General features: G+C 61.3%; 23 protein-coding genes and 1 pseudogene. 11 read left to right on the plus strand and 13 right to left on the minus strand.

The window, feature by feature from the left end; translation table 11 throughout:
* Positions 1-3 precede the first annotated feature (3 nt).
* The 7 genes from iolE (at position 4) to HHL24_RS23005 (ending at position 9,427) form a co-directional block, all read left to right on the plus strand.
* Positions 4-936 (plus strand): myo-inosose-2 dehydratase, encoded by a 933-nt coding sequence (gene iolE, locus HHL24_RS22975; protein ID WP_169487667.1) that lies wholly within the window; start codon positions 4-6, stop codon positions 934-936.
* Positions 933-1,754, plus strand: coding sequence for a 5-deoxy-glucuronate isomerase (iolB, locus tag HHL24_RS22980; RefSeq protein WP_169487668.1), 822 nt, complete (start codon positions 933-935; stop codon positions 1,752-1,754). The genes iolE and iolB overlap by 4 nt, the downstream gene beginning before the upstream one ends.
* A gap of 68 nt (positions 1,755-1,822) precedes the next feature.
* Positions 1,823-3,343, plus strand: a complete 1,521-nt coding sequence (locus HHL24_RS22985; RefSeq protein WP_169487669.1) for a CoA-acylating methylmalonate-semialdehyde dehydrogenase — start codon at positions 1,823-1,825, stop codon at positions 3,341-3,343.
* A 134-nt stretch (positions 3,344-3,477) separates the two neighbouring features.
* On the plus strand, positions 3,478-5,175 hold the full coding sequence (locus HHL24_RS22990; RefSeq protein WP_169487670.1) for an acid phosphatase: 1,698 nt from the start codon (positions 3,478-3,480) through the stop codon (positions 5,173-5,175).
* A gap of 323 nt (positions 5,176-5,498) precedes the next feature.
* Positions 5,499-6,692, plus strand: a complete 1,194-nt coding sequence (locus tag HHL24_RS22995; protein WP_169487671.1) for a porin — start codon at positions 5,499-5,501, stop codon at positions 6,690-6,692.
* A 56-nt stretch (positions 6,693-6,748) separates the two neighbouring features.
* The gene (locus HHL24_RS23000; RefSeq protein WP_169487672.1) at positions 6,749-8,203 is read left to right on the plus strand and encodes a histidine-type phosphatase; all 1,455 of its coding nucleotides are present in this window, start codon (positions 6,749-6,751) and stop codon (positions 8,201-8,203) included.
* Positions 8,204-8,278: 75 nt separating this feature from the next.
* Positions 8,279-9,427 carry a porin gene (locus HHL24_RS23005; protein ID WP_169487673.1) on the plus strand — a complete coding sequence of 383 codons (1,149 nt, stop codon included), beginning with the start codon at positions 8,279-8,281 and terminating at the stop codon, positions 9,425-9,427.
* 64 nt (positions 9,428-9,491) lie between these two features.
* On the opposite strand, the gene HHL24_RS23010 is transcribed toward HHL24_RS23005, so the two are convergent.
* Genes HHL24_RS23010 through HHL24_RS23020 form a run of 3 tightly spaced genes read right to left on the minus strand, consistent with a single transcriptional unit; the run spans position 9,492 to position 11,809 of the window.
* On the minus strand, positions 9,492-10,493 hold the full coding sequence (locus tag HHL24_RS23010; RefSeq protein WP_169487674.1) for a 3-hydroxybutyryl-CoA dehydrogenase: 1,002 nt from the start codon (positions 10,491-10,493) through the stop codon (positions 9,492-9,494).
* Positions 10,490-11,596: an NAD/NADP-dependent octopine/nopaline dehydrogenase family protein gene (locus HHL24_RS23015; RefSeq protein ID WP_169487675.1), complete on the minus strand. Its 1,107-nt coding sequence runs from the start codon at positions 11,594-11,596 to the stop codon at positions 10,490-10,492. Before HHL24_RS23015 ends, HHL24_RS23010 begins: the two co-directional genes overlap by 4 nt.
* A 57-nt stretch (positions 11,597-11,653) precedes the next feature.
* The gene (locus tag HHL24_RS23020) at positions 11,654-11,809 is read right to left on the minus strand and encodes a hypothetical protein (RefSeq protein WP_169487676.1); all 156 of its coding nucleotides are present in this window, start codon (positions 11,807-11,809) and stop codon (positions 11,654-11,656) included.
* A gap of 2 nt (positions 11,810-11,811) precedes the next feature.
* On the opposite strand from HHL24_RS23020, the gene HHL24_RS23025 reads away from it, so the two are divergent.
* Positions 11,812-12,795, plus strand: coding sequence for an AraC family transcriptional regulator (locus HHL24_RS23025; protein ID WP_169487677.1), 984 nt, complete (start codon positions 11,812-11,814; stop codon positions 12,793-12,795).
* Between the two features lie 5 nt (positions 12,796-12,800).
* Positions 12,801-13,856: a LysR family transcriptional regulator gene (locus HHL24_RS23030; protein ID WP_169487678.1), complete on the plus strand. Its 1,056-nt coding sequence runs from the start codon at positions 12,801-12,803 to the stop codon at positions 13,854-13,856.
* A 51-nt stretch (positions 13,857-13,907) separates the two neighbouring features.
* On the opposite strand, the gene HHL24_RS23035 is transcribed toward HHL24_RS23030, so the two are convergent.
* Positions 13,908-15,002 carry a porin gene (locus tag HHL24_RS23035; protein WP_169487679.1) on the minus strand — a complete coding sequence of 365 codons (1,095 nt, stop codon included), beginning with the start codon at positions 15,000-15,002 and terminating at the stop codon, positions 13,908-13,910.
* 395 nt (positions 15,003-15,397) lie between these two features.
* Between HHL24_RS23035 and HHL24_RS23040 the strand changes: the two genes are divergently transcribed.
* Positions 15,398-16,822, plus strand: a complete 1,425-nt coding sequence (locus tag HHL24_RS23040) for a spinster family MFS transporter (protein ID WP_169487680.1) — start codon at positions 15,398-15,400, stop codon at positions 16,820-16,822.
* Between the two features lie 227 nt (positions 16,823-17,049).
* On the opposite strand, the pseudogene HHL24_RS23045 reads toward HHL24_RS23040, so the two are convergent.
* From HHL24_RS23045 to HHL24_RS23060, 4 genes and pseudogenes are all read right to left on the minus strand, one after another.
* Positions 17,050-17,262 (minus strand): annotated as a pseudogene (locus HHL24_RS23045) (hypothetical protein); the annotation flags it as partial.
* Between the two features lie 125 nt (positions 17,263-17,387).
* Positions 17,388-17,924: a GNAT family N-acetyltransferase gene (locus tag HHL24_RS23050; protein WP_169487681.1), complete on the minus strand. Its 537-nt coding sequence runs from the start codon at positions 17,922-17,924 to the stop codon at positions 17,388-17,390.
* A gap of 303 nt (positions 17,925-18,227) precedes the next feature.
* A complete protein-coding gene (locus tag HHL24_RS23055) occupies positions 18,228-19,106 on the minus strand; it encodes an alginate lyase family protein (RefSeq protein WP_169487682.1) in 879 nt (292 codons plus the stop codon).
* Between the two features lie 263 nt (positions 19,107-19,369).
* Positions 19,370-20,218 carry an NAD-dependent epimerase/dehydratase family protein gene (locus HHL24_RS23060; RefSeq protein WP_169487683.1) on the minus strand — a complete coding sequence of 283 codons (849 nt, stop codon included), beginning with the start codon at positions 20,216-20,218 and terminating at the stop codon, positions 19,370-19,372.
* Positions 20,219-20,387: 169 nt separating this feature from the next.
* Between HHL24_RS23060 and HHL24_RS23065 the strand changes: the two genes are divergently transcribed.
* The gene (locus tag HHL24_RS23065; RefSeq protein ID WP_169487753.1) at positions 20,388-21,446 is read left to right on the plus strand and encodes a LacI family DNA-binding transcriptional regulator; all 1,059 of its coding nucleotides are present in this window, start codon (positions 20,388-20,390) and stop codon (positions 21,444-21,446) included.
* Positions 21,447-21,495: 49 nt separating this feature from the next.
* On the opposite strand, the gene HHL24_RS23070 is transcribed toward HHL24_RS23065, so the two are convergent.
* The 5 genes from HHL24_RS23070 to HHL24_RS23090 form a co-directional block, all read right to left on the minus strand.
* Entirely contained in the window at positions 21,496-22,323 is an 828-nt protein-coding gene (locus HHL24_RS23070) for a sugar phosphate isomerase/epimerase family protein (protein WP_206002981.1), read from the minus strand.
* Positions 22,324-22,497: 174 nt separating this feature from the next.
* Positions 22,498-23,727, minus strand: coding sequence for a porin (locus tag HHL24_RS23075; RefSeq protein WP_230417540.1), 1,230 nt, complete (start codon positions 23,725-23,727; stop codon positions 22,498-22,500).
* Positions 23,728-24,030: 303 nt separating this feature from the next.
* Positions 24,031-25,323, minus strand: a complete 1,293-nt coding sequence (locus HHL24_RS23080) for an MFS transporter (RefSeq protein ID WP_169487684.1) — start codon at positions 25,321-25,323, stop codon at positions 24,031-24,033.
* Positions 25,324-25,357: 34 nt separating this feature from the next.
* Positions 25,358-26,122, minus strand: a complete 765-nt coding sequence (locus tag HHL24_RS23085; RefSeq protein WP_169487685.1) for an HpcH/HpaI aldolase family protein — start codon at positions 26,120-26,122, stop codon at positions 25,358-25,360.
* 83 nt (positions 26,123-26,205) lie between these two features.
* Positions 26,206-26,958, minus strand: coding sequence for an SDR family NAD(P)-dependent oxidoreductase (locus HHL24_RS23090; protein WP_169487686.1), 753 nt, complete (start codon positions 26,956-26,958; stop codon positions 26,206-26,208).
* Positions 26,959-26,965: the final 7 nt, after the last annotated feature.

Below are 26,965 nucleotides of genomic sequence, written 5' to 3' on the forward strand. Positions count from 1 at the left end.
CCTATGACTGAACAGACCTCACGCTTCGATGTACGCATCGGCGTCAACCCGCTGTCATGGATGAACGACGACTTGCCCTCACTCGGCGGCGAGACCTCGCTCGAAACGGCACTGACGGAAGGCCGAGAAATCGGCTATGAAGGCTTCGAACTCGGCAACAAGTTTCCGCGTGAACCGCAGGCACTGCGCGACACGCTTGGCGCTCACGATCTCGCGCTGGTGTCGGGCTGGTATTCCGGGCGCCTTGCCCAACGATCCACACAGGAGGAAATCGATGCGGTCGGCGAGCATCTGGAATTGCTGCGATCGAATGGCGCCACCGTGATGGTGTACGGCGAAGTCGCCGACAGTATCCAGGGCGCCCCACAGGCACTCGGCCGCCGTCCGCGTTTTCGCAGCGCACGTCAATGGGATGATTACGCGCAACGCCTCGACACGTTCGCGCAATTCACCTTGCAGCACGGCGTGCGCCTCGCGTATCACCATCACATGGGAGCTTATGTGGAGTCGCCGGAAGACGTCGACCGTCTGATGGCATCGACCAGCGAGGCGGTCGGGCTACTGTTCGATACGGGCCATATTACCTTTGCCGGCGGCGATCCGCTCATGGTCCTCGAACGCCACATCGGGCGCGTGTGTCACGTGCATTGCAAGGACGTGCGGCCCGCGATTCTCGAGATGGCGAAGAATCGCGGCTGGAGTTTTCTCGACGCGGTGCTCGCCGGCGCATTCACTGTTCCTGGCGACGGCGCGGTCGACTTTGCGGGCGTCATCCGCACCTTGGCCGCGCACGGCTATCGCGGCTGGCTCGTCGTGGAGGCGGAGCAGGATCCGGCTATCGCCCCTTCGTATGAGTATGCACAGCGCGGCTACCGCACGCTGCGCGCGCTCGTCGACGCCGCCGGGCGCCGCCAGATTGGACGGGAGGCCGCATGAGCCTGCTCGTCAAAGCAGCCCAAGAGACCGCGACGATCGCGAGCGTAACGCCCGCGTCGGCCGGCTGGCGTTATGTCGGCTTCGAGGCCGTGCGACTGGCAGAAGGTGAGTCGATCGAACGGCGCTTCGATGGCGAGGAAATGTGCGTGGTCGTAGTGAGCGGTTGCGTCACGCTTCAGACAGCCGGCGAGCAAGCAGACGAAGCGCAGCAATGGGACAGTCTGTTCTCGCGCGATTCGCCTTTCGACGACGTCGCCCCGTATGCGCTTTACGCGCCGCCGCGCACATCCGTGCGCGCGACTGCCCACGGCGCGGTGGAACTTGCAATCTGCACGGCGCCCGCACAAGGCACCCTGCCCGTGCGGCTGATCGAGCCCGCGCACTTGCCGTCGACGCAGCGCGGTGTGGCCGCCAACACACGCTACGTGCGTGACATTCTTCCGCAAGGCGAACCCGCCGAGAGTCTGCTCGTCGTCGAGGTGCGTACGCCTTCCGGACATTCGTCGAGCTACCCGCCGCACAAACACGATGCCGACACGATTCCTGCCGAGAGCGCGCTCGAAGAAACCTACTACCACCGGGTCGACCCGCCGCAAGGGTTCGTCGTGCAACGCGTCTACACCGACGAACGCGATCTCGACGAAACCATGTCCGTCGAAGACCGCGACGTCGTACTGGTTCCGCGCGGCTATCACCCCGTCATCGTTCCGTACGGCTACGAGTCGTACTACCTGAACGTGATGGCCGGCCCGACCCGGGCCTGGCACTTTCGCAACGACCCGGCCCATGAATGGATGATCAGCGCTCCGCCGCGCTGATCCACGGCAATCGCTCCGCCATATCCACGTCTTCATTTTTGCCCATTGAACGTCACCTAAGGATTTTCATGTCAGTCCCCTCCCGCAACGGTATCGCCGCGCAACCGATTCCGCATCACATCGGCGGCGAGCGTGTTGCCGGCGACGGTGCCCGCAGCGCGCCGCTCTTCAACCCTGCCACCGGCCTTCAAAGCGGCACAGTGCCGCTTGCCGACGCAGCCATGGTCGATCGCGCGGTCGCGGCCGCCCAGGCGGCTTTCCCGGAATGGTCGGAGACGCCGCCGCTCAAGCGCGCGCGCGTTCTCAACCGCTTCCGTCAGCTCGTCGAAGCCAATCGCGCTGAACTGGCACGCGCCATCACACTGGAACACGGCAAGACTTTCGACGACGCGCTGGGCGAAGTTGCCCGCGGTATAGAAGTGATCGAATTCGCCTGCGGTGCGCCCCACCTGCTCAAAGGCCAGTTCACCGATCAGATCGGCGGCGGCATCGACAACTGGTCGATGCGCCAGCCGCTCGGCGTGGTGGCCGGCATCACGCCATTCAACTTCCCGGCCATGGTGCCGATGTGGATGTTCCCCGTCGCGCTCGCCTGCGGCAACACGTTCGTACTGAAGCCTTCCGAGCGCGATCCATCGGCCTCGGTCCTGCTCGCCGACTGGTTCGCCGAAGCCGGTCTGCCGGCTGGCGTGTTCAATGTCGTGCACGGCGACAAGACCGCCGTCGACGCCCTGCTCGCGCATCCGGACGTGCAGGCGCTTTCCTTCGTCGGCTCCACGCCGATCGCGGAGTACATCTACAGCGAAGGGACACGCTGCGGCAAACGCGTGCAGGCCCTCGGCGGCGCGAAAAATCATCTGATCGCGATGCCGGACGCGTCGCCCGCCCAGGTCGCGGACGCACTGATGGGCGCCGCCTTCGGTTCGGCGGGTGAACGCTGCATGGCGATCTCCGTCGCTGTCGCGGTGGGCTCGATGGGCGATGTGCTGGTCGAAGAGCTGCAGAAACGCATCGCGACATTGCGAGTCGGCAGCGGCCTTGACGATGGCATCGAGATGGGTCCGCTCGTCACTGCCGCGCATCGCGACAAGGTCACCAGCTATATCGCACGAGGCGTCGAGGAGGGCGCACAACTCATGGTGGACGGCCGCCAGCATGCGAGCTGCGACAGGCAAGGCTACTTCGTCGGCGCAACGCTGTTCGATCACGTCACGCCGGATATGACGATCTATCGCGAGGAAATCTTCGGTCCGGTTCTCGCGATCGTGCGCGTGCCGGATTTCGCCAGCGCGGTCGAGTTGGTCAACGCTCACGAATTCGCCAACGGCGTGGCGTTGTACACATCGGACGGCGGCACTGCCCGCGCCTTCGCGCGCAGCGTCAAGGTCGGCATGGTAGGCATCAACGTGCCGCTGCCGGTGCCGATGGCATGGCACTCGTTCGGCGGCTGGAAGCGCTCGCTGTTCGGCGACCATCATGCGTACGGTGAAGAAGGTGTGCGTTTCTACACCCGCTACAAGAGCGTCATGCAGCGCTGGCCGTCGAGCATCGCCAAGGGCGCCGAATTCACGATGCCCGTCGCGAACTGATGGCAAACGTATAGCGTAAGCAGACGCGACGCCTCTGCTGAACCCGCCCGTTGGGGCCGGCTCAGCGGCTGAAGCACAACGAGCGATTCAGGGCGAACAATATCGCCCGATCTCACCAGGCAGGAGACATTTCAATGGATGAGAACACCCCGGCCGCACAGCCCGATGCTTCCGACAATCGGGACGGCCTCGACAATCCCGAACGGCGCCGGATCCTCGCCGGCCTCGCGGCGATCAGTGCAGGATTCGCCCTCGCAGGCTGCCATACGCCGGAGCAGGCGAACGATGCCGCCAGCAAGCCGCGCAGCGCCGCCGATCTCCGGCTCGATGCCGCGTTGCGCGCGAACGTCAAGCACATCGTCGTGATCTATGCGGAAAACCGCAGCTTCTCGAATCTGTATGGCAACTTCCCGGGCGTGCTGTTTCCGCTCGACGCCGTGCCGACGGTTCGCTACGAACAACTCGACCGCGACGGCAAGACACCGTTGCCGCGGTTGCCGAAGATTTGGGGTGGCCTCGTGCCGCAAGCGCAGGACATCAACGGCACGCGCTACATGATCGGCGAAAGCGCAATCGATGGCCTGCCGAACCGGCCCTTCCGCATCCCCGATGCGAGCGGCGCGCCACTTCCCAATAGCGTAATCACGCGCGATCTGTGGCACCGCTTCTATCAGAATCAGATGCAGATCGCCGCGGGCCGCAACAATCAGTTTGCCGCGTGGGCTGATTCCGGCGGTCTGGTCATGGGCTACTACCGCAATTCGGCCGCAACACTGCGTCTGTGGAATCTGGCGCAGCAATACACGCTGTGTGACAACTTCTTCATGTCCGCGTTCGGCGGCTCATGGCTCAATCACATCTTCCTGATTTCGGCGCAGGCGCCCTTCTATCCCGACGTAAACAACAGCCCGGCGAAACATCTGGTGTCGGTCGTCGAAGGCAGCGATCCCACCGGCACGCGCCTGAAGCTTGCCGCGGACTGTCCATCGTCCGCACTGACGGGGGCGCCCAGATTCGAACGCGACGGACTGTTCACAGCCGACGGCTATGCGGTCAACACGATGGCCCCACCCTATCAGCCGAGCAACGTGCGTCCCGCGGAAGGCGGCGATCCGACTCACGCCGATCCCGCCAATCCGCGCGTATTGCCGCCGCAGCACTATCCGACGATCGGCGATCGTCTGTCGGACAAACACATCGATTGGGCGTGGTACAGCGGCGCGTGGCAGTATGCGCTCGATCGTCGCGAGAGTGGCACGATCCCGGACTTTCAGTATCACCATCAGCCGTTCAACTTTTTCGCGCGTTACGCGCCCGGCACCAAAGCGCGCCGAATCCACATCCGCGACGCCGGATTGGGCGACGATGCCTCCACCAACCACTTCATCGCCGACATCGACACCGGCCGGCTCCCCGCCGTCGCGTTCTACAAGCCGCAGGGCAATCTGAACATGCATGCCGGGTATGCCGATATCGAGTCGGGCGATCGCCACATTGCCAACGTGATCGAACACATTCGCAATGGTCCGCAATGGGAGCACACCGTCATCATCATGACGCACGACGAGAACGGCGGCTGGTGGGATCATGTGCCGCCGCCGGAGGGAGATCGCTGGGGACCGGGGTCACGCATTCCCGCGCTGGTCATTTCACCGCTGGCAAAGAAGGGTTACGTTGACCACACGATCAGCGATACGAACTCGATCCTTCGTTTCATTTCGCGGGTCCACGGCCTCGCGCCGCTAGACGGGATCGCTGCGCGTGACAAGGCATTCGAGAGAAACGGGCATGCCCCATTGGGCGATTTGACGACCACGCTCGCGATCGATTAGCAGACCTTGGTGATGACGTTGCCGGTTGCTGCGCAGTTTGCCTGCGAGGCCTGCTGGCGAGCACCGACGCCGCATGACACGCGGCGCACCCGAGCATGCCCTGCATGGCACGTAGGGCACGCATACCTTCATGCGGTGCCCAACATGCGGGTAAATGCCCACACGATTTCATCGGCTGACAGGTTGAAAGCCCGCAACAATTGCTGCAGTATTGCACTCGTGTGCAAATGCTGTGCGCAGAGAGCGCTTCATGCTCGCCTTGCTTTGCCAAAGCCTGGCTGGCGAGCGCCCTGATCCACCACCAGAAAAAACAGGAGACATGTATGTCAACGAAACGATCCCGCAACCTCACTACGGCTTTACGCTGGCTGGTTCCGGGTTGCTCGCTGCTCGCGGCACAACTCGCGTGCGCGCAAAGCAGCGTCACGCTCTACGGCATCGCTGATGATGCCCTCGCCTATGTCAACAACTCGCAGGGGTCGTCGCGCACCTATCTGCGCGCCGGCAATCTGTCCACCTCGAAGTTCGGCTTTCGCGGCGTCGAGGATCTGGGCAGCGGACTGAAGGCGATCTTCCAACTTGAAGCCGGGTTCGATCTGAACACCGGCGCGAACTCGTCGGCCGGTTTGCTGTTCAACCGCCAGGCGTTCGTCGGACTGCAAAGCGACCGCGCCGGCACCGTGACATTGGGCCGCCAGTACACGCCCTACTATCTGTTCCTCGGCCCCTATGCGAGCAGCAACTGGCTGACCGGCGCAACCGGCGCGCAGCCCGGCGATATCAACGGCCTCGACAGCAGTTTCCGGATCAACAACTCCGTTTCCTATGTGTCGCCGACCATCGCCGGGTTCACCGCGAGCGCGTTGTACGGCGTGGGTGGCGTGGCGGGCAGCCTCGAACGCGGCCAGTCGGTCAGCGCCGCGCTGCGTTACGTGAACGGTCCACTGGGCGTCGCCGCAGGCTACCTGAAGATGTACAACACCGAACTCACGAGCGGATTCGACAGCGCGTCGAGTGCCAATATTGCCACCTCAGCCGTCAACGCCGGTTACGTGTCGGCGCGCAGCATCCAGCACGTGGCGATCGCCGGCAATTACTCGTTCGGCAACCTGACGTTCGGGCTGAATTACGCGAACGTCCGTTATGCGCCGGGCAAGCAGTCCATCTTCCGCGACACGGCGATGTTCAACACCTACAGCGCCCTCGCGTTCTATCGTTTCACGCCGGCTTTCTCGGTGGCAGGCGGTTACTCCTACACGGTCGCTTCGCAGGCCAACGGCATTATCTCGGCCGCGCGCTATTCGGAGGTGTCGCTCAAAGAGGCGTATAGCCTGTCCAAACGCACCACCTTGTATGCGCTCGAAGCCTACACCCATGCAGGCGGCAAAACACTCGGCGCGAAAGGCAGTGCACAGATCATCAATAGCGCTGCGCTAGTCGGCGACTCGCAAAACTCGACACCTTCGTCCACCGGCAACCAGTTGGTCTTCATGCTCGGCATGACCGTCGCTTTCTAACCGATTTCTTTTGCCCGCGATTGCACACGAGTGCAATCGCGGGCTCCGAGGAAACCATGCTTAAACAGATAGCGATCGCCGATCGAGTCGATCCGGCGAATCGCTGCGAGGGCCCCCCTCATCGTCGCCATCCGAATCCGCGGCCCGGCAACGACCGAACCGCGCCCGCATCCATTTCACGTTCCGCCCTGGCCCTCTCGCTCGCAGCCATCCTGTGCGTGGCGGGTTGTGCCGCGCCTTCGCTGGCCGGCCACGCGTTGCCTGCCAACGTTTCGACCACGCAGCATTGGCAATTGGAATCCGTGGTCATCGTAAGCCGTCATGGCGTGCGCTCGCCAACGCGAACCAAGCCGCCTTTACAGCAGTTATCGCCGCAAGCATGGCCAACATGGCCCGTGCAACCGGGCCAATTGACGGAGCGCGGAGCGGCACTGGTCGAGCAGATGGGCCGCTACTACGGTGACTGGCTGCGCGAACAGCACGTGCTGCCGGCAGGTACCTGCCCCACACCTGGTCAGGCGTATGCATGGGCGGACGTCGATCAGCGCACCCGGCTGACGGGTGACGCCCTGCTGCGCGGCATCGCGCCGGGGTGTGGCCTCGCAGCGGCCCACCAGACTGCGCTCGACAAAGATGACCCCGTGTTTCATTCGACCGAATCCGGTGTGTGTCCGCTCGACCCGCAACAGGCGCGCCGCGCGATCGACGCACGGCTCGGCGCCGGCGGCCTCGCGAGCCTGACCAGCACCTATGCCGCGACGCTCGCGCGGACGAGCGACGTGCTCCAGTTCCGCTCCAGTCCGTCCTGCTCGCAAGCGCCTCAGCCGGACCAATGCCGCTTCGAGGCGCTGCCGAACCAGGTTCGCATCGACGACAGCGGTCGTCACATGCGGCTCGATGGCCCGCTCGGCATCGCTTCCACGGTATCCGAAGTGTTCCTGCTCGAATATGCGCAGGGCCTCCCCGCTGATCAGGTCGCATGGGGACGCATAACCACCACGGCGGACTGGCAACGGCTCCTTCAGGCGCACAACGCGCAGTTCGATCTGATGGCGAAAACGCCCTATTTAGCGCAGCGAAAGGGAACACCGCTGCTGGCTGACGTCAAGGCTGCACTCGAGCAAGCGCCAAGCGGCACGCATGCGCCGGCCGGCAACCGGGTTTACGTGCTCGGCGCGCACGACACGAATCTGGCGAATCTTGCCGGCATGCTGCGGCTCGACTGGACACTGCCCGACCAGCCTGACAACACCCCGCCCGGTGGTGCGCTCGTCTTTTCACGATGGCGCGATCCGGTCAGCGCAACCGACTATGTCACCGTCGAACTCGTCTATCAGTCGCTGGAACAGTTGCGCGATCAGACGGCGCTGTCTCTTGCCGCCCCGCCCAGGCGCATGTCTCTTTCGCTCCCCGGTTGCGAGGATCCGGCCCATGGCAACGCCTGCCGGTTGCAGGATTTTTCGCGGCTCGTCGAACAATCCCTTGCACCGGATTGCGTAGCACATCAGTAAGTCCAGGCAGTAATTCGCAGGTCTCAGCAGGTGCATCACCACAAGAATCAACAACGATAACTGGAGACATCGACAATGAAGAAGACAGCCGGATGCCTGCTCGTCGCAGGCGCCGTCAGCCTGCTCACGCAGGCCGCACTCGCAGCAGACTCAACCAGCGATTTCGATCCGCACGCGCCCACCACCGCGAAGGATGCCGACACGGGAAGCTTTAACAATACCTCCAAAGCGGTGCCCGACATATCGTCTCTGCTGCTCTACGGCAAGGTGGAAACGGGCTTCATGTATGGGAATTCGGATGCCGGTGTCAAGAACAGCGAAATGTGGAACGGCACCTCGTATTGGGGTCTGCGCGGCACCGAATCGCTGGGCGGCGGCACGACGGCCTTCTTCTTTCTCGAGAACGGATTCAAGCTCCTGAGCGGTAAAGGTCCCTCGAACGGCGTGGAATGGAGTAAGGGTTCCTACGTCGGCTTGTACAACCCGGAGTTCGGCCGCATCGAAATGGGCCGCATGCACAAGCCTGACTATTGGGCCTACGTCGACTCCGACCGCAACCTCGACTTTAGCGACTCCAGTCTTGCGGCCATCAAGCTTCAATACGATACGGTACTCGGTTACGATACCTACACCGATTATTTTTCAAATGCGCTCTATTATTCGACGCCGCATTTCCACGGCCTGAGCGCCGACGTCGCGTATGGTTTCTCCAACGTATCCGGATTCCAGTCGCGCGCCGGGCAGGAGTTCGGCACGCGCGTGCGATACGCGGTCGGGCCATTCAGATTCAACGTGGCTTTTAATAACTACGGCTATTACGCAAATAGCAAGACCTCGAACTCGTCGAGCTGGAAAACTGAACTGGTCAGCGCGTCGTATAAGACGTGGCACGACATCGAGATCGGCGCAAATTACATCTACGCGCATCGTACCGACGACAATTGGTTCGCGTCGTCGTGGCAGGTGAATGTGGGTATTCCACTCGGCCAATCCGATGTCAACATCGGCACTGCACACGTCAGTCAACAGGGCGATCGCGTGACGCAAAGCTATTCGCTGAATTACTCGTATCACTTGTCGCTGCGAACCACGTTATTTGCCGACGCGATCTACTATCACAACAATCAGAATGGCATCGTTGGTGTCGGCGTATTCGCTAACGACGACGTGCAGGCCGGTTATTCCCCATGGGCGATCGGGGTCGGGATAAAACATAAGTTCTGAAGCGCTTGGCTGGCGTGGTGATCGTACCGGCCAATACCGTAACCGCGTTGTTCGCAGACTCCGTTCAGCTTTTCAACGCGGCATTAAATACTGGCGCGAGTCCCGTGCTGTCGAGCAACCGGCTGAATTCACCGAGCCGTTTGTGCAGATACGCCGGCACATCGACATCCGCGTAATCGTAAAAGCCACGCGCATCGCGCAGGCCATCGCGGCCTTCTTGCATGTTGTCGATGACGATCGCGGCGGGCAGGAAGCGTGGATCGATCGCCCGCGCCAGATAGTGCGACGCATAGTAGAGAATGTCGCAGCCGCCCCAGTCGATAAATTCGAGCAGACCCAGCACGGAAAACCGCAAACCGAAACCGGTACGGATAGCCGTATCGATGTCTTCCGCGCTGGCAACGCCCTCCTCGACCATGCGCGCGGCCTCGTTCATCGCCAGCGCCTGGATGCGTGGCACGATGTATCCCGCCGACGGCGCGCACACCACCGGCACTTTGCCGACCCGGCGCAGCAAGGCGACAATGCGCTCAACGGTCTCTTTCGCCGTGGCATCGCTACGACTGACCTCGACGAGCGGCATCAGGTGAGCCGGGTTGAGCCAGTGCGCGTTGAGAAGCCGCCCAGGATGCACGACCACCTGCTGAAGCTCGGTCACCAGAAACGTCGAAGTAGTCGATGCAAACAACACGTTTGCCCCGGCGTGCTCACATAGCCAGGCGAACGCGGTCTGCTTGGCCTCCATCACTTCGGGCACGGCCTCGAAGACGATCTCGCCTTCGGCAAGCCCTTCCCGCGCGCGCTCACGATCCACGATGACGATGCGCGCCATCGTCTCCGCTGCCTGCGCCTCGGTGATGCGGCCGAACACCACCCGCGTCTGCAACTGCCTCACGATCTCGCCACGCGCGGCAGCCGCAAAGGCGCTGCGGGCGGCCGGGTCGCGCTCCTTGAAGTCGATCAGCGTCACGCGCAAGCCCGCATAAGCGAAGGCAAGCGCGATGCCTTGCCCCATCCGCCCCGCACCGAGGATATGAACGTGCTGGATCTCGACAGCGGCGCTCATTGGTCGAAACCCCGTTCGAGCAAGGCTGTCATCGCCGCGCGCGAAAGCGACGCGAGGCCCAGTCGCTCGAACGTGCGGCCTTCGCCGTACAGGTCGCGCTCCGATACGGCGCTCGCCAGATTCAGCAGACCTTCGGCGACCGGCGTCGGCACCCCGGCCCAGCGTCCCGCCGAAACAAGAAACGACAACCCGAGCCGCGTATCTTCGAGCATATAGCGGTGCGTCTTCAGATCGATGTCCTCGCGCCAGTCGCCGCTATCGGTCAGCTTGCCGTGCGCGCCGCGGCCGTACATCCACTCGTCGCCTTCGCTCGCGTAGTGGTCGGCGAGCGGAAAATGCGGCGCGCCGTAGCCGAGGGCCTCGCGTACCGCCATACGCTCGGCGTCGAGCACACTCGTCACGCGGCGGATCGACGGTTGCGTGCCTTCGTTGTGGATGTCCCAGGCATCAAAGTGCTCGAGCGGCCCGGCGTTCATCATGATCAATGGCGGATGGATCACCGGTCCCGCGTTCATCAGGGCGCCGCTCAACGCATCCTCGATCGGTTCGACCGATGGATAAGCCGCCTGCAGCACCGGAACCGCCCACGTCGCAAACCGTGCGGGAAAGACACCGCTCGGCAGGCGCGTGGCGTACGCGCTCACCACCACATTGTCTTCGCCATGTTTTCGTGCAAGGTACGGCAACGTGCCGGTCTCCGCGAAAGCCACCTCGTGCGCGTTGCCCACCTCGTGCATCGCCTTCGCGAACACATAGCTGCCGAACGTGCCGGGCGGCAGAAACACCACCTGATGGTCCGCGAGAAATGGTGCCAGTTGCGCCGCCAGCGCTTCGTGCGTCGTTGAAGGCAGCGGGATCACGATAAGCCGTGCGCCCTCCACTGCTTCTACGAGGTCGTCGGCGAGACGGATCGCGCCCGGCTGCGTGCCGATCGGCACCCGCCGCTCGCCGCGAAAGTCCTTGATCTTGAGCGCGCCGAGTTCGCGCAGCCGAGCCGCGGCGACCGTATCGCGGCGCCACCACGTCACGTTATGGCCTTTTTCCAGCATGTCGATCACGGCCGCATAGCAGCCATGGCCCCCGCCCAGTACGCTGACATTCATCACACTTCTCCTTGTTCGATGATCGTCAGACTACGGGGTCGCAGGCACAAAGACGCTTCACAGCGCGCAAGCCGCATTCAAATCCGGCAACTCAATGAAAGCGCCGTCGCGCGCCTGATGAACAATCGCGCTATCCGGGTCGATCCGTTCTTGCGCGAAAAAAATGGCCATCGCATGATGAGCGCGCTGCCCGCTCCCCGCTTCGAGGCCCATGAATGGAAATCGCGATTTCACGCAGAAACCGTAACCGTTTGATCGCATCGCACGCCCGCGAGGATATCGAGCGGGAAGTGTCACAGGTGCTGTGCCCGCACCGGATGGAAGTCGCACACCGCGGCCCGCTCAACGCCGAGCTATACGGTGTCGCGCTCCATCAGGCGATGCTCCTCGAACTCCACTACGGCAGCGAAACCCGCATCGATGCCGGCGACATCGGCAATCACTACCTGTTTCGCACCACACTAAGCGGCCAATGCGCGCTGGAATCCGGTGGCGAACGCGTTTCGCTGCGGGCCGGGAGCCTGAGCGTGTCATCGCCCGCACGCATGAGCCGCATCGTCACGGACCGCGAATGCCGCAACCTGCTATTGCGCATCGACCGCCAGGCGCTCGAGGTCAAGCTTGCCGAGATGTTGAACGACAGCGTCAAACAACCGCTCATGTTCGATCTCGCTTTCGACAATGCACACACGGGCACCACGGTTTTTTTGTCGACCCTGCCCTACCTGTGCAATCTGTGCGACCAGTTCGACGAGCCCGCGCAGGAACGGATCTTCGGCCGCGATCTCACGCAGTGGCTGATGACCGTTCTGCTCAGCCAGTTGCCGCATTCGTACAGCGCGACGCTGGCCCGTGCCTCCTCGTCGCCACTGCCGGTCCACGTGCGCCGCGCGCGCGACTATATCGACGCCCACCTCGACGAGCCGCTGCGGATGGACGCCTTGGCGCGCGCCGCGGGTGTTTCGACGCGCACGCTACAGAACGGCTTCAGCCAGTTCCTCAACACGTCGCCCGGGGGCTATATCCGCGAACGGCGGCTCGAGGCCGTGCACCGCGCTCTACAGACGCAGTCTGAACGGTCGGTGACCGATATTTTCATCGAGCACGGCGTGCACAGCTTTGGGCATTTCGCCAAGGCGTACGCGCGGCGCTTCGGCTGCCTGCCATCGGCCACCGCGAAGCGCATGGTGCGCAACTGACTCCCATGCAGACCGATTCCGCCAATTCTGCCGAGTCCGTTCCGCACGAACATGACCCGTTGCCCTTCACGGAGACCGCCGATACCCCGCGCGTGCGAGACCTCGATCTGAACCTGCTGAAGGCGTTTCACGCGGTGTACATCGAGAAAAACGTCGGCCGCGCGGCGTTGCGGCTGGGGATCACGCAGCCTTCCGTGAGCCATGCGCTTGCCCGCCTGCGGCTCGTGTTTCGCGACGCGCTGTTCGTGCGTACGCCCGGCGGTGTCGAAGCGACGCCGCGTGCGCAGCGCCTCGCGATTTCAATCGATCGCGTGCTGGACATACTCCAGGACATGCTCGATGAAGGGGCGCAGTTCCGCGCCGCCACGTCGCGCCGCGTGTTCCGCCTGCATATGAGCGACTTCGCCGAAGCCGCGTTTCTGCCGACGCTGATGCGCGAACTCGATACGCGAGCGCCCGGTGTGGTGATCGAAACCCATCGGATCGACGACAGCCAGTTCAACGTCGCGCTCGAATCGGGTCGTATCGACTTTGCGCTCGGGCATTTCCCGCATGCGTCGAGCCACTTTCACCATAGCGAGCTGCTGCAGGAGCGTTATGTGCTGCTGATGGCGCGGCGCGTGGCGGAGCAGCTCGAACTGCGGGAAGGTTATACGCTGAATGCAAACGTGCCCGCGGGACTGCATTTCATCGCGGTCACTTCGCACCCGCAATCGATCGAACTGCTCGAACGCTATGCGATCACCTCGCGCGTGCGGATTGCCGTGCCGAACTTCATGGTGGTGCCGGCCATCCTGAGCCGCTGCGATTACGCGCTGATTCTGCCGCGCACCGTTGCGCGCGCGTTCTCCACGCTCGGTGAATCGGCCGTGTTCGAGCTCGAAGATGCGCTCACGTGGCCCGTGAACGCGTACTGGCATCGCCGTTTCGATGCTGATCCCGGCCACCGATGGCTGCGCGGTGTGCTCATGGAGCTGTTCCGGATCGGCGCCCGCGAGCCTTTCGACAGCTGGCTCAGCGCGCCGCTCGATCTCAATCCGGAAGGCGTACGTAGCGCCTGAACGCGTCAGGAGGGACCCGCCGGTTCAGCGGCGGGTCAGGTGACCGGCCGCCTAGAAGGCCGTCATGATGCCGGCCACGACCGAGCTTGCGGTCGCGCCAGCCTTCGCCACCGACACCCCGCCACCCGCCGCGCCGTTGACCGTGAAGTTCGCGTGCGCGCCGTTGCGGATCATCGCTGCGCCCGTATAGAGCACGGTGCGCTTCGAAAGCGGATAGTCGCAACGCACGCCGAACGAATCTGCATAGCCTTCGCTGTCGGCCACTTTCCGGTAATGGCCGTAGCTCAGCAACACCAGCGAACGGCCCACCGGCACGGTCGCGTCGAGTTCGAACAGATCGTTGTGCGGATTCGAACTGGCGGCGTTCACGCTTGTCGCGACGTCCGGCCCCCCGCGATGCCGTAGATAGATGAAAGCCGGTTTGACGAAGCCGAAATCGTACGAGATTGCCCCAAGCGCGTAATTGCCGGCGGCCGTCGGACTGTTCGCGTTCAGTGCCGCCGCGCTCGCCGGACTGAAGGTCTGCTGCATGTAGTCGGCGTCGATCGACAGATTGCCGTTCACGTAGTTAACCGACGCGCCATATGTATCGCCCAGCGTCGAAGGCACGTTCGATGCACCATTCGCTCCGCGCGCCGCGATAGCCCGCACCAGCAAACCACCCATACGGGGAGAGGAATAGCGTATCGAGTTGTTCACGCGCAAAAAAGCAGGCCCGACGAAGTTATTCGCCGCATTGCCCCATGCTAGGCCGGCGCCGTCTCCCGGCAAGCTGTAGGTCACGAACGACGTATGCAGCACCGTGTAATTGACGCCGGCCTGCATCGCGCCAAAGGGACCCGACAGTCCGACCCACGCTTCGCGTCCGAACAGCGCGCCGTTGTTGCCGAGCGTGCCGTTAGCCGAATTGAAGCCGTTTTCGAGCTTGAAGATTGCGCGATAGCCGCCACCGATATCTTCACTGCCCTTCAAGCCGAATTGCGTCGCGAAGATATCGCCGCTGCCCATCCGCACCACGTGGTTAGGGCCGAAATTCGCGTATTCGATCGACGTGTCGACCCGTCCGTACAAAGTCACGCTCGATTGCGCAAGCGCGGGTGCCGCTGCGAGGCTCAGCAGCGACACGCACCACATCCGTTTGGTCATTCCCTTAGTCCCGGCGAAAGTCTGGTTCTATCTGCCGCGCGGATTTGCCGTCGCGACGCTCGTGTTTTCCGCCTTCTCCAAAGGCTTTCGTTTGATGGAGCGGAAAACGAAGCGAGTCTAGGAACACCAATTTCGAGCGTCGATGAATGCACACATATAACACTTATAGACAGCGCGAATGAGGTGCGCCGCGCACCGTACAACGGCCTCTTGCGCCTTATAGGACAAGCCTTTCCGGCCGCCTCCTGGGGAAAACTTTAGCGCCCCAGGGGAATCTCTGCGTGTGTGCGCAGGCCTTGCGTATATGTTTCGGAAATTTGTTTACATACGCTGCTTCGCAACCTCATTGCAACCTCATCGCAACTTCGTCGAATATCAGGCACAGGAGAATCGGCATGGCCGTATCAACAAGCAATAACCCTGCGCGCAGGCGCTATACGTACGAGTGGTACGTGGTCCTGATCTGCATGCTTGCGTATGTGTTTTCCTTTGTCGACCGGCAGGTTCTCGCGCTGATGATCGAGCCGATCAAGAAGGATCTGCATCTGAGCGACACGCAGTTCAGCCTGCTGCAAGGCTTCGCGTTTTCACTCTTCTATGCGGTGATGGGCATGCCGCTCGCCTATCTCGCCGACCGCTTCGCCCGCCCCCGCATCATCGCGACAGGCATTGCGTTATGGAGCTTGGCCACCGCGGCCTGCGGCGTCAGCCAGAACTTCATCCACATGTTCTTCGCCCGCATGAGTGTCGGCGTGGGCGAAGCCGCGCTGTCGCCCGGAACGTATTCGATGTTGAGCGATTATTTTCCGAAGGAAAAACTGGGACGCGCGGTGGGCGTGTATTCGCTGGGCTCATTCATCGGAGGTGGAATGGCATTCCTGATCGGAGGATACGTGATCCATCTGCTCAAACAGATGACGACGGTCAGCGTGCCGCTTCTCGGCGACGTGCGTTCGTGGCAACTCACGTTCTTTATCGTCGGATTGCCGGGCTTTCTCGTTGCTTTGCTGTTTATCCTCACCGTGCGCGATCCGGCGCGTCGAGGACTCGTGCGGGATGGCGCCGGCCAGGCAAAGCGCGTATCGATGGGCGACTCGCTGCGCTTCATCGGCAAGCATGGCAAGACGTTCACTTGCCACTACCTCGGCTTCTCGTTCTATGCGATGACGCTGTTCTGCCTGATGAGCTGGACGCCCGCGTTCTATATCCGCCACTTCGGGCTCACGCCGGCTGAAGCCGGTTACACGCTCGGCACGATCCTGCTGGTCGCGAACACCATTGGTGTGTTCTGCGGCGGGTGGCTCAACGACTGGCTCATGAAGAAAGGCCGCACGGACGGCCCGATGCTCGCGGGTTTCATCGGCGCGGTTGGAATGCTGGTGCCGGCCGTTGCTTTCACACAGGTCGATAGTCTGAACGTGTCGCTTGCGCTGCTGGTCGTTGCGATGTTCTTCGCGTCGTTCCCGATGCCCACTTCGACCGCCGCGATGCAGACGCTCGCGCCGAACCAGATGCGTGCGCAGATTTCAGCGGTGTTTCTGCTGGTCTCCAATCTCATCGCACTTGGAATCGGCACGACGCTGGTCGCGTTACTGACCGACAAGGTGTTCGGTTCGCCGAAAGCCGTTGGCGACTCGATGTCGATCGTCAATCTTGTCGCCACGCTGCTTGCTGTCGGGCTGTTGTGGCTGGGCTGCAAGCAGTTCCGACTGAGCCTTTCGCGTGAGCAGGGGCAAACGGGTTCGACGGCGGACACGGCACATCACGGCACCGCAGACGCCGCGCATGCCGGCGACGTTGCGCCAATCGTGGGACAGTAAGCCTATTCCTGCTTCGGTCTTAACCCGTATCTTTGCACTGTCCGCTGATGGAAGAGCCGCCCGCTTTCGGGCGGTTGAGCATTGGACGGCAGTCGGCGAACTGAAGCCGTCCGCCGTCTCGGTGGTTAATGTTGCACGGGAGCTGGCTGTGGGTCCGCGTCTTCTTCGTTTGTAGCGGATTTGGCTGACGTTTGTTTGGTCGGGCTGGGCTTCGTGGCTGCCGGTGTTTACGTCGTCGCTATTTGCGATGCCTCTGCGAGAAGCCGCGCTGCACGGCTCGCGGTGATGCGGCTTTGAGGGATGCCCTTCGCATCGAGCGCGATCACCTGGTATAGCTCACGGTCACATTCGAGCTCTCGCTGATATTGCTCTGCTGTGTCGACAAGCAATTCAAGCATGGTCTGTTGACGTCGTCTTTCGTCGCTCGTGATGGCAGGATTCTGCCTCGTAACCGGCCATCCGATCATTAAAGACAATCGCTCCTTCATCGGCCATTGCCGTCAGTTCGAATGACGGCTTTGTAAGAGGGGCGAGCGGCAGCAAATGGCCGAAGCCAGTCCGTTACCTAGCCCTCGATCCGCAGGGTCATGGTGATGTCGTCAACTGAGCGCCCGGAAATACGAAACCTGTCATTACGTCGGCCAACTTCGTCAAAGCCCAGGGATCGATAAAGTCCGATCGCAGCGTGGTTATCGCTAAAGACAGACAGGTCGATCCACTCGATGTGATTACGCACAGCGAATTCTATGGCTTCTAGCATCAACTTTCGCCCAAGGCCTCTGCGATAAAAACCCTGCTCGACGCCAATGCCGAGAGTGGCGCGATGTTTCTCTGACGGTATGCTGGACCCGTTCAGGTCAAGATGTGCGATGAAGCGTGCATGGGGGCCTTCCACCGCCCATGCCCTCATCCATGCTGGCTGAGGTAAAGGAGTTGATAGGCCATTTTCGAAGCGGGCACGACGCTCGGGCGATTCGAAGTCAACGGCTGCCATAGGCGAAAAAAACGGCCGTCCGCCTTGCCCCGATTCAGCGATCTGCCGGTTTAAATGTTCTGCCCAACGCTTGAAGTCGGTAGGCGTTAGAGCAACGGTCGTCAGCATCCTCGTCGCCTTGTACGGTTAACATGGGAAGGATTGTCGCCGATTTTGGCAGTCAGGCGGAATGACGATTCTTGGCCGGCTGCCGTCCTACGCAAAGAACTTTAGCCGACTGCTCCCTCGCTCAGATCGCCAGTAGACAGACGTCGGACTCAGCGCGGTTGAAAGGTCCGCTCGTTTCGGTGCGTGAACTTCATGTGTTGCCTTCCCGCATAGATTGGGGCAGATGGATACCTTCGTCCATTCGCAGCAGCCGGCTCGCGTTGGCGATCACAATGAATGTGCCCAGGTTATGCAAAAGCGCATTCAGGCAAACAACGCGCGGACAACCGGCTGCGCATTGAGCGCGTTTGCCATGGGTGTGAACTGAGGATCGAGGCGGGAGGCGATCCAGTACAGGTTCGACGCCTCCTTGCGTTGCCACAGGCCCGAGTAGCCCTCGACGTGTGCCGCTGCGCGCCGCGCATCGAAGCGCACTGTGCTATGTACGAACTCCTCATGCGGGTTGTCGCCAGCAGCATACGGTTTGAGCCAACGCAGCGCGGCGGCGAGTCCGCCCTGTGACGACGCCATGCCGTACCAGTCGTCCCCATGTGCAGCCGCCATTGATGCAGCCATCATCAGTGGTTCGAGATCGTAGACGACGTAGTGCATCGCGTCGCGCTGGTTGAAATCGTACGTTCGACCATCCGTGCCAATGTTGCCGCTCACATGAGCCAGGAAGCCTTCGCGTGCGGCGGCAACCAGAGCGGGATCGCCCGACAGATAAGCACCGGCGGTCGCCAGTTTGACGCGGTGGCTTTGCCAGTTGTTGAGGCCGGTGCTCGGATCGCCGACGCGTCTCGTGCCCAGATAGCCAGTCGCCATCTGGCGACCAAGCTGCCTCGCCTTATCGACGGTCGAGGGGGATAACCGTTCCTGCACGAAGTCGAAGCCGAAGAGCAGATCGACGAGATCGGCTTCGTCGATCGGATTGAACGAGGGCAAATAGCCTGCCACCCAGACATCGATATACGCCGCGACCTTTGCTTCGTATGCCTGATTACCTGTGATACACCAGGCCAATGCCTGGATCAGCGTCTGCCGCCAGTCTTCCTGCGATAGCACACTCGCATCGCGGTCCTGCTCGTGCGGCAGCAACCCCTGTGTGTGGACGACTGCACGTGGATGTAACTCGCGTGCCAAACCTGCGTCCGCCGCCGACTGTAGCTTGCGTGCAAGGTCCGAAGAAACACGTTGCCGTATTTGTGTCGCGCGCGTCGCCGACGAAAGCACAAACCTACCCTTCACGCCATCGCCCTGGGCGCGCACTGCGCGAGGCAACGCCGCCATCATCAACATAGCCGGGATCATGGCTACCCCGCCAAGCAGTTGTCGACGGCGAGCTGACGGCGTCCTGAGCGCCCCATCCGCCTCAACCTGCTCTGTGCGCATGCGCCGGGCCACATTCATCGCTTGGGCTCCATCGGTCCCGCGAGCACGAACGGCCCACCCTGAAAGCGTTGCGTCGGGTCATTGAGATCGCTGGTCGGCGCGTTGACCGCAAAGAGGTGCTCGAACTCCATCGAGCTATCCTGCGGACGAAAGCCAAGGAATGCTGCCTTCGTGTTGTCGACCCACTTGATCCGGTTATCCGACACACCGTAGACGATCGCGTGACCCACCCGGTTGGTGAACAGCGAACAGCGCACGAGTTCGATGAGATCGCGATAACTCAGATACGTGACGAGCATGCGCGGATTCTTTGGCTGCTCGAACGAGGAGCCGATCCGCAGGCACACGGTCTCAAGACCGAAGCGATCGAAATAGTATCGGGACAGCGCCTCGCCGAAGCACTTGGTCACACCGTACAGGCAGTCTGGACGAAGTGGCGCATCGGTATCGAGGACCGAAGTCACCGGATGGAAACCGACCGCATGATTCGAACTTGCGTAGACGACGCGCCGCACGCCCTGTTTCTGTGCCGCCGAATACAGGTTGTACAAGCCGCGGATGTTGCTTTCGAGCAGGTCGTCGAACGGCGCTTCGACCGAAATGCCGCCCAAATGGACCACGGCGTCCACGCCTTCCAGCAACGCGAGGACGGCGTCTCGATCCGCGAGGTCGACGACCGCTGCTTCCTCATGTTCGGCTACCTCGCCAAGCGGCGCGATATCGCTGACACGCACGGTATCGGCCCACGCGGGCAGCGCAGCGCGCAACTGCCGCCCGAGGTTACCGGCCGCGCCGGTCAGAAGCAGCCGGCGAAACGGCTTGGATTGCTGCATTTGATCGCCCTTCCTGTCGTTCGTGTTCATGTTCTCAGTCTGGTTGTTTTTTCCGTGCACTGGATCGAAATAGAAAACGTTTTCCAAATATAATAGGCGAGAATCCGCCAGTCAATCGTTTTCCTGTTTCTAGCCCCGCCACAACTTCTTCCCATCACCAGACGATCATCTATAATTGGAAAACGTTATCCTCAAGAAGATGAAGAAAACCTCCCCTACGATCCGTGATGTCGCGGCAGCCGCCGGTGTTTCCGTCGCTACCGTCTCGAAGTACACGAATGGTTCGCAACGCTTTTCTGCGCCGGTCGAGGCCAAACTCAAGAGCGCCATCGAATCACTTGGCTATCGCTCGAATCCGCTGGCGCGCTCGATGATTACCGGCGAGACGCGCACCATCGGCCTCGCGATCCTCGATATCCGCAACCCGCACTTCACGAACATCGTGAAGGGTGCGAACCGGATCGCACTGCAAAATGACTACACGCTGCTGCTGGTCGACACTGAAGAGAGCCAGGCGCGCGAGCGGCCGCTGATCGAAGCGCTCGCACAACGCGTCGACGGCATGATCGTAAGTTCCCGGATGCCCGATGATTCGGTGCAGTGGATGCTTGAGCTGCACAAGCCCGTGGTGCTGTTCGGCCGCAACCCGAATTTCCCGATCCCGAGCGTCGGCACCGACAGCTATCTGGCTGCCTACATGCTTGCGCGCCATCTGGTGAATCAGGGTCATCGGCAGTTCGCCTATCTCGGCTTCGGCCAGTCGCGCTGGAACGATGAGCGGATTCGCGGCGTGCAGGCCTGCCTCGATGAACAGGGATTGACCGCAACCGTGTACGACGCGGCTGCGCCGTCGCCGCAGGCCGGCGAGCGCGCTTGCTCGGCCATCATGCTCGGGCCGCAGCGGCCCGATGCCGTGATCTGCTACAACGATCTGATCGCGCTTGGCTTCATCAAGGAAGCGCGCGCGCTTGGTTTCGCGCTGCCGCAGGACGTGTCGATAGCCGGCTTCGACAACGTGCCCTACGGCGAATACGCATCCCCCGCGCTCACCACGGTCGATTTGCAAAGCGAAAGGATGGGCGAACTGGCGATGCTCAAACTGATCGACGCGCTCGCCGGCAAAAGCGACAGCGAATACTCGCTGCTCGAACCACGCCTCGTCGTACGCGAATCCACGCCGCGCCGCGCTGGCGCACCCCACTCCGACAGCACGCCTGAAGGCCGCGCCAACCCGCCCCGAGGAGGAACCAGCAGATAAAGATCTGCCGCCGTGGCCTACGGACGACAATCGCGAGCGCGGAGCAGCCTTACCACCACGATCGCTCCCGCGCAGCGGATAGTGCAGCATCAAGCTGCGGCAACTCAGGGTGCCAATGCCGCTCCCATTCCAGGCTCAATACCCCGTCGTATCCGTCGGCGCACAGCGCGGCAAGCAGAGCAGACATTGGGAATTCGCCTTCCCCAGGAAGGACATACGCATACCCGGCGGCCTTTTGTGCACTGGCGACGCTATCCTTGACGTGGATATGCCGCACGTTATCGCGCACGATGGCCCAGGTGCGGACAGGATCTGCACCTCCCTTGCGCCAGGTGTGATGAGCATCCCACAGCACGTGGCATTGCACGTTACCGTCCAGAAAACGAAGGAGGTTCTCTTCGATCGCAAACGCGTCGTGGGTCTCGATTGCGATATCGACTTTCCAGCCGTTGTCGGCACGCAGTTCCTGCCACCATTGCAACGTGGACCGTGCAGATTCGATTTCGTCGGCGTTGCCACCGGTTCCACCGTCAAACACTCGCAAGGTCGACGCGCCACAGGCTTCCGCCCAAGGGACATACCGGAGAAATGCCTCACGGCTTTCAGCCGTATTGCCAATCAAACGCAATGAGGTGCCCAGGCTCACAATTCGAACGGACGACGAGTCCATCAGATCCGCGAGTTTTCCCGGCACGGCATGACGCGCTGCAAAGTAGCCAGGCAAATCCACCATTCCGCCCAGCGTGCGCAACTCTACGCAGGGTATTTCATGGCGTTGCGCGATCGCCATGACCTCCGGCAACTCATTCTCCCCGCAGCCAAGCGACGAGAAGGCCCGCTCGAATTTAAAATCATCTGAACGTGCAAGATATGACAAATCGATGTCCTCTCGATGTGCGGGGTTCTCAATAAGCATAAAGAACAAGGATGATGTGCCGCGCTGAAAACCTTATTGCAGAAAAGCTTCGGAATGAAAGAATCAATGCACCAACAATAAAATGTGATTGATCCTTGCTCCGAAGCTTTACAGAGCTACGTCAATGTCGACACATTAAAACGTATGCTGGATCGCAGCCACAAAAGTAAACTGATTACGTCCCGATGACGGAGTGCTATTTTGTCCGTCACCAATGCTCGCCACCGCATTTTCAATTACAGGTGCTGAAGGCACCCCGGAAGTCGGTGGTGCATACAAGGTTTGCCCGCTAGCCCGTTGATAGGCCTGGAGAAAATAAACTCTCGTACGCACCGAGAGTGAGTATATTTCCCCGAATGTAATCTGCTTGTAGCTGGCGGAATCTGTAACGCCGTTTGACTCGCTGGCATGCGTATAAGCATACCCCGCGCCCAGAGTCAGCGCAGGGCTCGCTCTATAAGCGGTGAACACAGCTGCGGTATTGAATATAGCCTTGTCCGCAAACAGTGAATATTGACCTGGCGCATAAACCACATTGGATCCGCTGACACCAACCATCAGCTTGCCGACCGTGTAGCGAGCTGAAGCGCCGATGATCCGCACGCTCTCTGCAGTGAGATACCCACCGTTAATCGCGCTGGTGGCAAAATTACCCAACGTTGGGCTTGTCACCAGATTTTTCCCGCTGTTATTCAATTTATTGAAACCGATAGCGCCTTCAAATGGGCCGTTGCCATACTGCAAGGCAGCACCGTACACACTATCCGAGTTTATGTCTCCCGCGACACCACCAAACGCATACATTGCGCTGGCCTGAAGACCTTTTACGAGGGGCGTTTTATACAGAACAGAATTATTGATTCTAAGTCCCGTATCCTCGCCGTCGATATCGCCAGGATGCGCGCCCGCCCAACCAGTTAGCGTACTACCGCCGCCCAGTCCTGATAATGCACCAACCGTAAAAAAGTAAGGCGTATATTGACGGCCTAAGGTGAGGGTTCCGTAAGTATCATTCGTCACGCCCACGAATGCCTGACGATTGAACATATATCCGGTTGCGCCTTGCGCCCCAGTAAGGCTATTGAAGCCTCCTTCCAGTGTAAAAATCGCATGGGTTCCGCCGCCGATATCTTCACTTCCCGTAAATCCGAATCGGTCGCCATTTTTAACGCCTTGCACCAGCGATAGATTCGAATGCCCCCCTTGATTGCTGACGTAGCCAATACCAGTATCGATCAATCCATACATGGTGACACTTGACTGAGCCATCGCGCTCGACGAAATCATACCGGCGGCGCATAACCCAAGGCTCCCAATAGCCTTTAGCTTCATAACTTCTTCCTTATTAGATTCGAAAATATTCAATGACGGGTCATGCGACGGACGGCATGCCACTGGGCATCGCAATCGATCTGAATGTTTGTTACATCGAGTCTCCAAACCATTCGTCAATTTTTTATATTTCAACAACGCTTCAAACCGGGATGCGCACTGCAGCATGCGCGCCCGGAAAGAAAGGGTAAGACCAGCTCAGATTTCAATCTGACGCTCGATCAAACTGGCAGAACGGACGAGGCGTCTCAAAGTCCTTCTTTAAGTACGGCATTGCCGCCCGTGTGTGCTGCCAGCGCCCATCAACTGACGGCATCCCATAGCTGGGCGGCCGTTTCAGGTGCTCACCGCTGGCGCGGCATTCGGGTGCTGGACTGCGGGCGCTGGCTTGACCAGTGTCCACAACAACGTGGCGCCGATCAGATCGCCAATGCCGAGTGCAACGAAGAACGGCGTGTACCCCACCCGGCTCACGAACCAACCCATCGTCATCGTGAAAGTGAAATTGCCAAGCCCTGCGACGAGCGCCGCGAGCCCCGTGACCGTGCCGACCTCACGGCGCGGAAACAGGTCCGCCGACATCGAGATCACCGTAATCGATAGCGTCTGGTGGGCAAACCCGCCCAGGCACAGCAGGAATATCGCCATCGCCGGGCTGCTCACCACCCCAACGCCGGCCATCCCAATCATCAGCACCGCTGCCATCGTGAACACGATTCGCTTGCCATTGACGATCGGTGTATCGAAGCGCCTCTTGAGCCAGGCCGACAACGGGCCGCCCACCATGCAACCAAGATCGGCGGCTACGAAGGGCAGCCATGCAGTCAGGGCGATCGCCTTCAGATTGAAGCCACGCGCCTGATAGAGATACAGTGGCATCCAGTAGACCAGCGTGCCCCACACCGGGTCCGCGAAGAAGCGGGGCATGGCGATGCCCCAGAAATTCCGGTCCTTCAGGATATCGAGCAGCGACGGCTTGGGATCGTCGCTCGAGCGCAACGCCAACTCCTCCCCGCCGCCGATATACACCGACTCCTCCTTCGACAAAGCCGGGTGCCGGCTCGGATGCCGGTAGAGCACCAGCCACAGCATCGACCAGGCAAGACCGAGAGCGCCAACAATCATGAATGCGGCCTGCCAGCTATAGTGCAGGATCGACCAGGCGATCAACGGCGGCGCAAGGATCGCGCCGGTCGAGGTACCCAGATTGAACACACCCGCCGCTGTGCCGCGCTCGTGCGACGGAAACCAGTAGGCGGCCGCACGCATACCACCAGGGATAAACGACGCTTCTACAAGACCGAGCATGCCGCGCATCACAAACAGTCCCACCCATCCGCTCGCAAAACCGTGCGCCATGCAGATGAACGACCACGCAACACCGCAAATCAAAAAGCCCATCCGCAGCCCGACGCGATCCATCAGATAGCCTGTGAGCGGCGCCCCGATCGGGTACATGACCAGGAACGCACCCGTAATCCAACCGTATTGCTGGGTGCCGATATGCAGGTGCGCCATGACTGTGGGCGCGGCAACGCTCAGCGAGCTGCGCGCGAGGTAGTTGGTGATCGTGCCCAGCGTCAGCAGGCCGATCATCCACCAGCGCAAGCCCTTTACCTTGATTGTCATAAGTCTCTCTCCATTTTCATTCGCGGCGCGGCGGTTAATTCTGTACCGCTGCCTGTTTCAGCACCGCTTGCGCGCCGTTGCGCAGCAAGCCGATATCGGTTGCCAGCGCAACATAGTCGAAGCCGCTGCGCAGATACTCGGCCGACAGCACTGGGTCCGGCATCAGGATGCCGATCGGTTTGCCGCACCGCTGCGCACGCGCGAACGCATCGTGGATCGCGGCCTGTACTTCGGGATGCCGAAAATCGCCGAGATGACCGAGCGCCGCCGCAAGATCGGACGGCCCGATGAAGAGCGCGTCGACGCCGTCCACCTCGGCGATCCGCTCCAGATTCGCGAGCGCCTTGACGGTTTCCAGTTGCACGAGCAGGCACACCTCATCGTTGGCCTGCTGCAGGTAGTCACTGTCACGGCCATAGCGGTTCGCACGGGTCGCTGACGACACTCCGCGAATACCCACCGGCGGATAGCGCACGGCCGCCGCCGCGCGAAGCGCGTCCTCCGGCGTGTCGACCATCGGCACGAGCAACGTCTGCGCACCGATGTCGAGCAGGCGCTTGATCTGGACGGTGTCGTTCGTGCTGGGACGCACGACCGCGGACACGTCCGATTGCGCGACGCTGCGCAACTGCTCCTGCACCATCGGCACCTCATTGGCCGCGTGCTCGGTGTCAAGGAGAATCCAGTCGTATTCGGACTGGGTCAGAACTTCTACGACATTGCTCGACGCGAGCATGCTCCAGATGCCGAGTTGCTGCTTACGCGCCAGCAATTGCGTCTTGAACCGGTTGCGTTGCATGAAAGTCTCCTGATATTTTTAGTAGTGTTGACGAATAGCGAAGCCAGCACCTGCCGCCTCATCTCACATGTCACACCGTCGCGTCATGCCGGCGTGCGGAGCTGGGCGAGCAGGCCACCGTCCACCGGCAGTACATGCCCAGTAATAAACGACGCGGCGTCGGATGCGAGGAACAACACAGGCAGCGCGGCTTCGTCCGGATCGCCATGGCGCGGCAGTGGCAAGCCACGCGCCGCGGCCGGGTTCACCTCACGCACATGTGAATGGGGAATCTGCGCGGGCGCGATTGCATTGACCCGGATACCGTGACTACCAAAATCCGCCGCCAGGCAACGCGTCAGCGCGTCCACCCCGCCTTTCGTCATGTCGTAGATCGCGTTGTTGCGATGCGCGCGCTGCGCACCCGGCGACGACACATTGACGATCGCGCCCTGATGTCCACGGCCAATCCAGTCGCGAATCACATCGAGACTCAACGCCCACGTCGCCCGAAGATTGACGCCGACGATGCTATCGAAGTCTTCAAGGCTCGCTTCGGCCGTCGGCATTTTCGTCTGCGTCATGCCCGCGTTGTTGATCAGCAGGTCCGCCCCGCCGAGGCGCCCCGCACAGGCAAGAATGTCGTGCCGGTGCGCGGCATCGGCCAGATCGCCGATAACCAGCTCGCAGCGCTCGCCGAGTTGGGCCGACAGGGCCGACAGCGCATCTTCACGCCGACCGGTCGCAACAACATGCGCACCCGCCTGATGAAAGCGCCGGGCGATGGCCATGCCGATTGCGCCGCTCGCGCCGGTCACTACCACCACCTTGTCGCTGAAATCAAATTGCGCTTGCATAGCTGTA

This window comes from Paraburkholderia polaris (assembly GCF_012927345.1).
GTDB lineage: Bacteria > Pseudomonadota > Gammaproteobacteria > Burkholderiales > Burkholderiaceae > Paraburkholderia > Paraburkholderia polaris.

What these genes read in the sequence shown, in the direction of transcription:
- iolE (WP_169487667.1), top strand. Translation starts at nt 4, where the DNA reads ATGACTGAACAGACCTCACGCTTCGATGTACGCATCGGCGTCAACCCG.
- iolB (WP_169487668.1), top strand. Translation starts at nt 933, where the DNA reads ATGAGCCTGCTCGTCAAAGCAGCCCAAGAGACCGCGACGATCGCGAGC.
- HHL24_RS22985 (WP_169487669.1), top strand. Translation starts at nt 1,823, where the DNA reads ATGTCAGTCCCCTCCCGCAACGGTATCGCCGCGCAACCGATTCCGCAT.
- HHL24_RS22990 (WP_169487670.1), top strand. Translation starts at nt 3,478, where the DNA reads ATGGATGAGAACACCCCGGCCGCACAGCCCGATGCTTCCGACAATCGG.
- HHL24_RS22995 (WP_169487671.1), top strand. Translation starts at nt 5,499, where the DNA reads ATGTCAACGAAACGATCCCGCAACCTCACTACGGCTTTACGCTGGCTG.
- HHL24_RS23000 (WP_169487672.1), top strand. Translation starts at nt 6,749, where the DNA reads ATGCTTAAACAGATAGCGATCGCCGATCGAGTCGATCCGGCGAATCGC.
- HHL24_RS23005 (WP_169487673.1), top strand. Translation starts at nt 8,279, where the DNA reads ATGAAGAAGACAGCCGGATGCCTGCTCGTCGCAGGCGCCGTCAGCCTG.
- HHL24_RS23010 (WP_169487674.1), bottom strand. Translation starts at nt 10,493, where the DNA reads ATGAGCGCCGCTGTCGAGATCCAGCACGTTCATATCCTCGGTGCGGGG.
- HHL24_RS23015 (WP_169487675.1), bottom strand. Translation starts at nt 11,596, where the DNA reads ATGAATGTCAGCGTACTGGGCGGGGGCCATGGCTGCTATGCGGCCGTG.
- HHL24_RS23020 (WP_169487676.1), bottom strand. Translation starts at nt 11,809, where the DNA reads ATGGGCCTCGAAGCGGGGAGCGGGCAGCGCGCTCATCATGCGATGGCC.
- HHL24_RS23025 (WP_169487677.1), top strand. Translation starts at nt 11,812, where the DNA reads ATGGAAATCGCGATTTCACGCAGAAACCGTAACCGTTTGATCGCATCG.
- HHL24_RS23030 (WP_169487678.1), top strand. Translation starts at nt 12,801, where the DNA reads ATGCAGACCGATTCCGCCAATTCTGCCGAGTCCGTTCCGCACGAACAT.
- HHL24_RS23035 (WP_169487679.1), bottom strand. Translation starts at nt 15,002, where the DNA reads ATGACCAAACGGATGTGGTGCGTGTCGCTGCTGAGCCTCGCAGCGGCA.
- HHL24_RS23040 (WP_169487680.1), top strand. Translation starts at nt 15,398, where the DNA reads ATGGCCGTATCAACAAGCAATAACCCTGCGCGCAGGCGCTATACGTAC.
- HHL24_RS23050 (WP_169487681.1), bottom strand. Translation starts at nt 17,924, where the DNA reads ATGCTGACGACCGTTGCTCTAACGCCTACCGACTTCAAGCGTTGGGCA.
- HHL24_RS23060 (WP_169487683.1), bottom strand. Translation starts at nt 20,218, where the DNA reads ATGAACACGAACGACAGGAAGGGCGATCAAATGCAGCAATCCAAGCCG.
- HHL24_RS23065 (WP_169487753.1), top strand. Translation starts at nt 20,388, where the DNA reads ATGAAGAAAACCTCCCCTACGATCCGTGATGTCGCGGCAGCCGCCGGT.
- HHL24_RS23080 (WP_169487684.1), bottom strand. Translation starts at nt 25,323, where the DNA reads ATGACAATCAAGGTAAAGGGCTTGCGCTGGTGGATGATCGGCCTGCTG.
- HHL24_RS23085 (WP_169487685.1), bottom strand. Translation starts at nt 26,122, where the DNA reads ATGCAACGCAACCGGTTCAAGACGCAATTGCTGGCGCGTAAGCAGCAA.
- HHL24_RS23090 (WP_169487686.1), bottom strand. Translation starts at nt 26,958, where the DNA reads ATGCAAGCGCAATTTGATTTCAGCGACAAGGTGGTGGTAGTGACCGGC.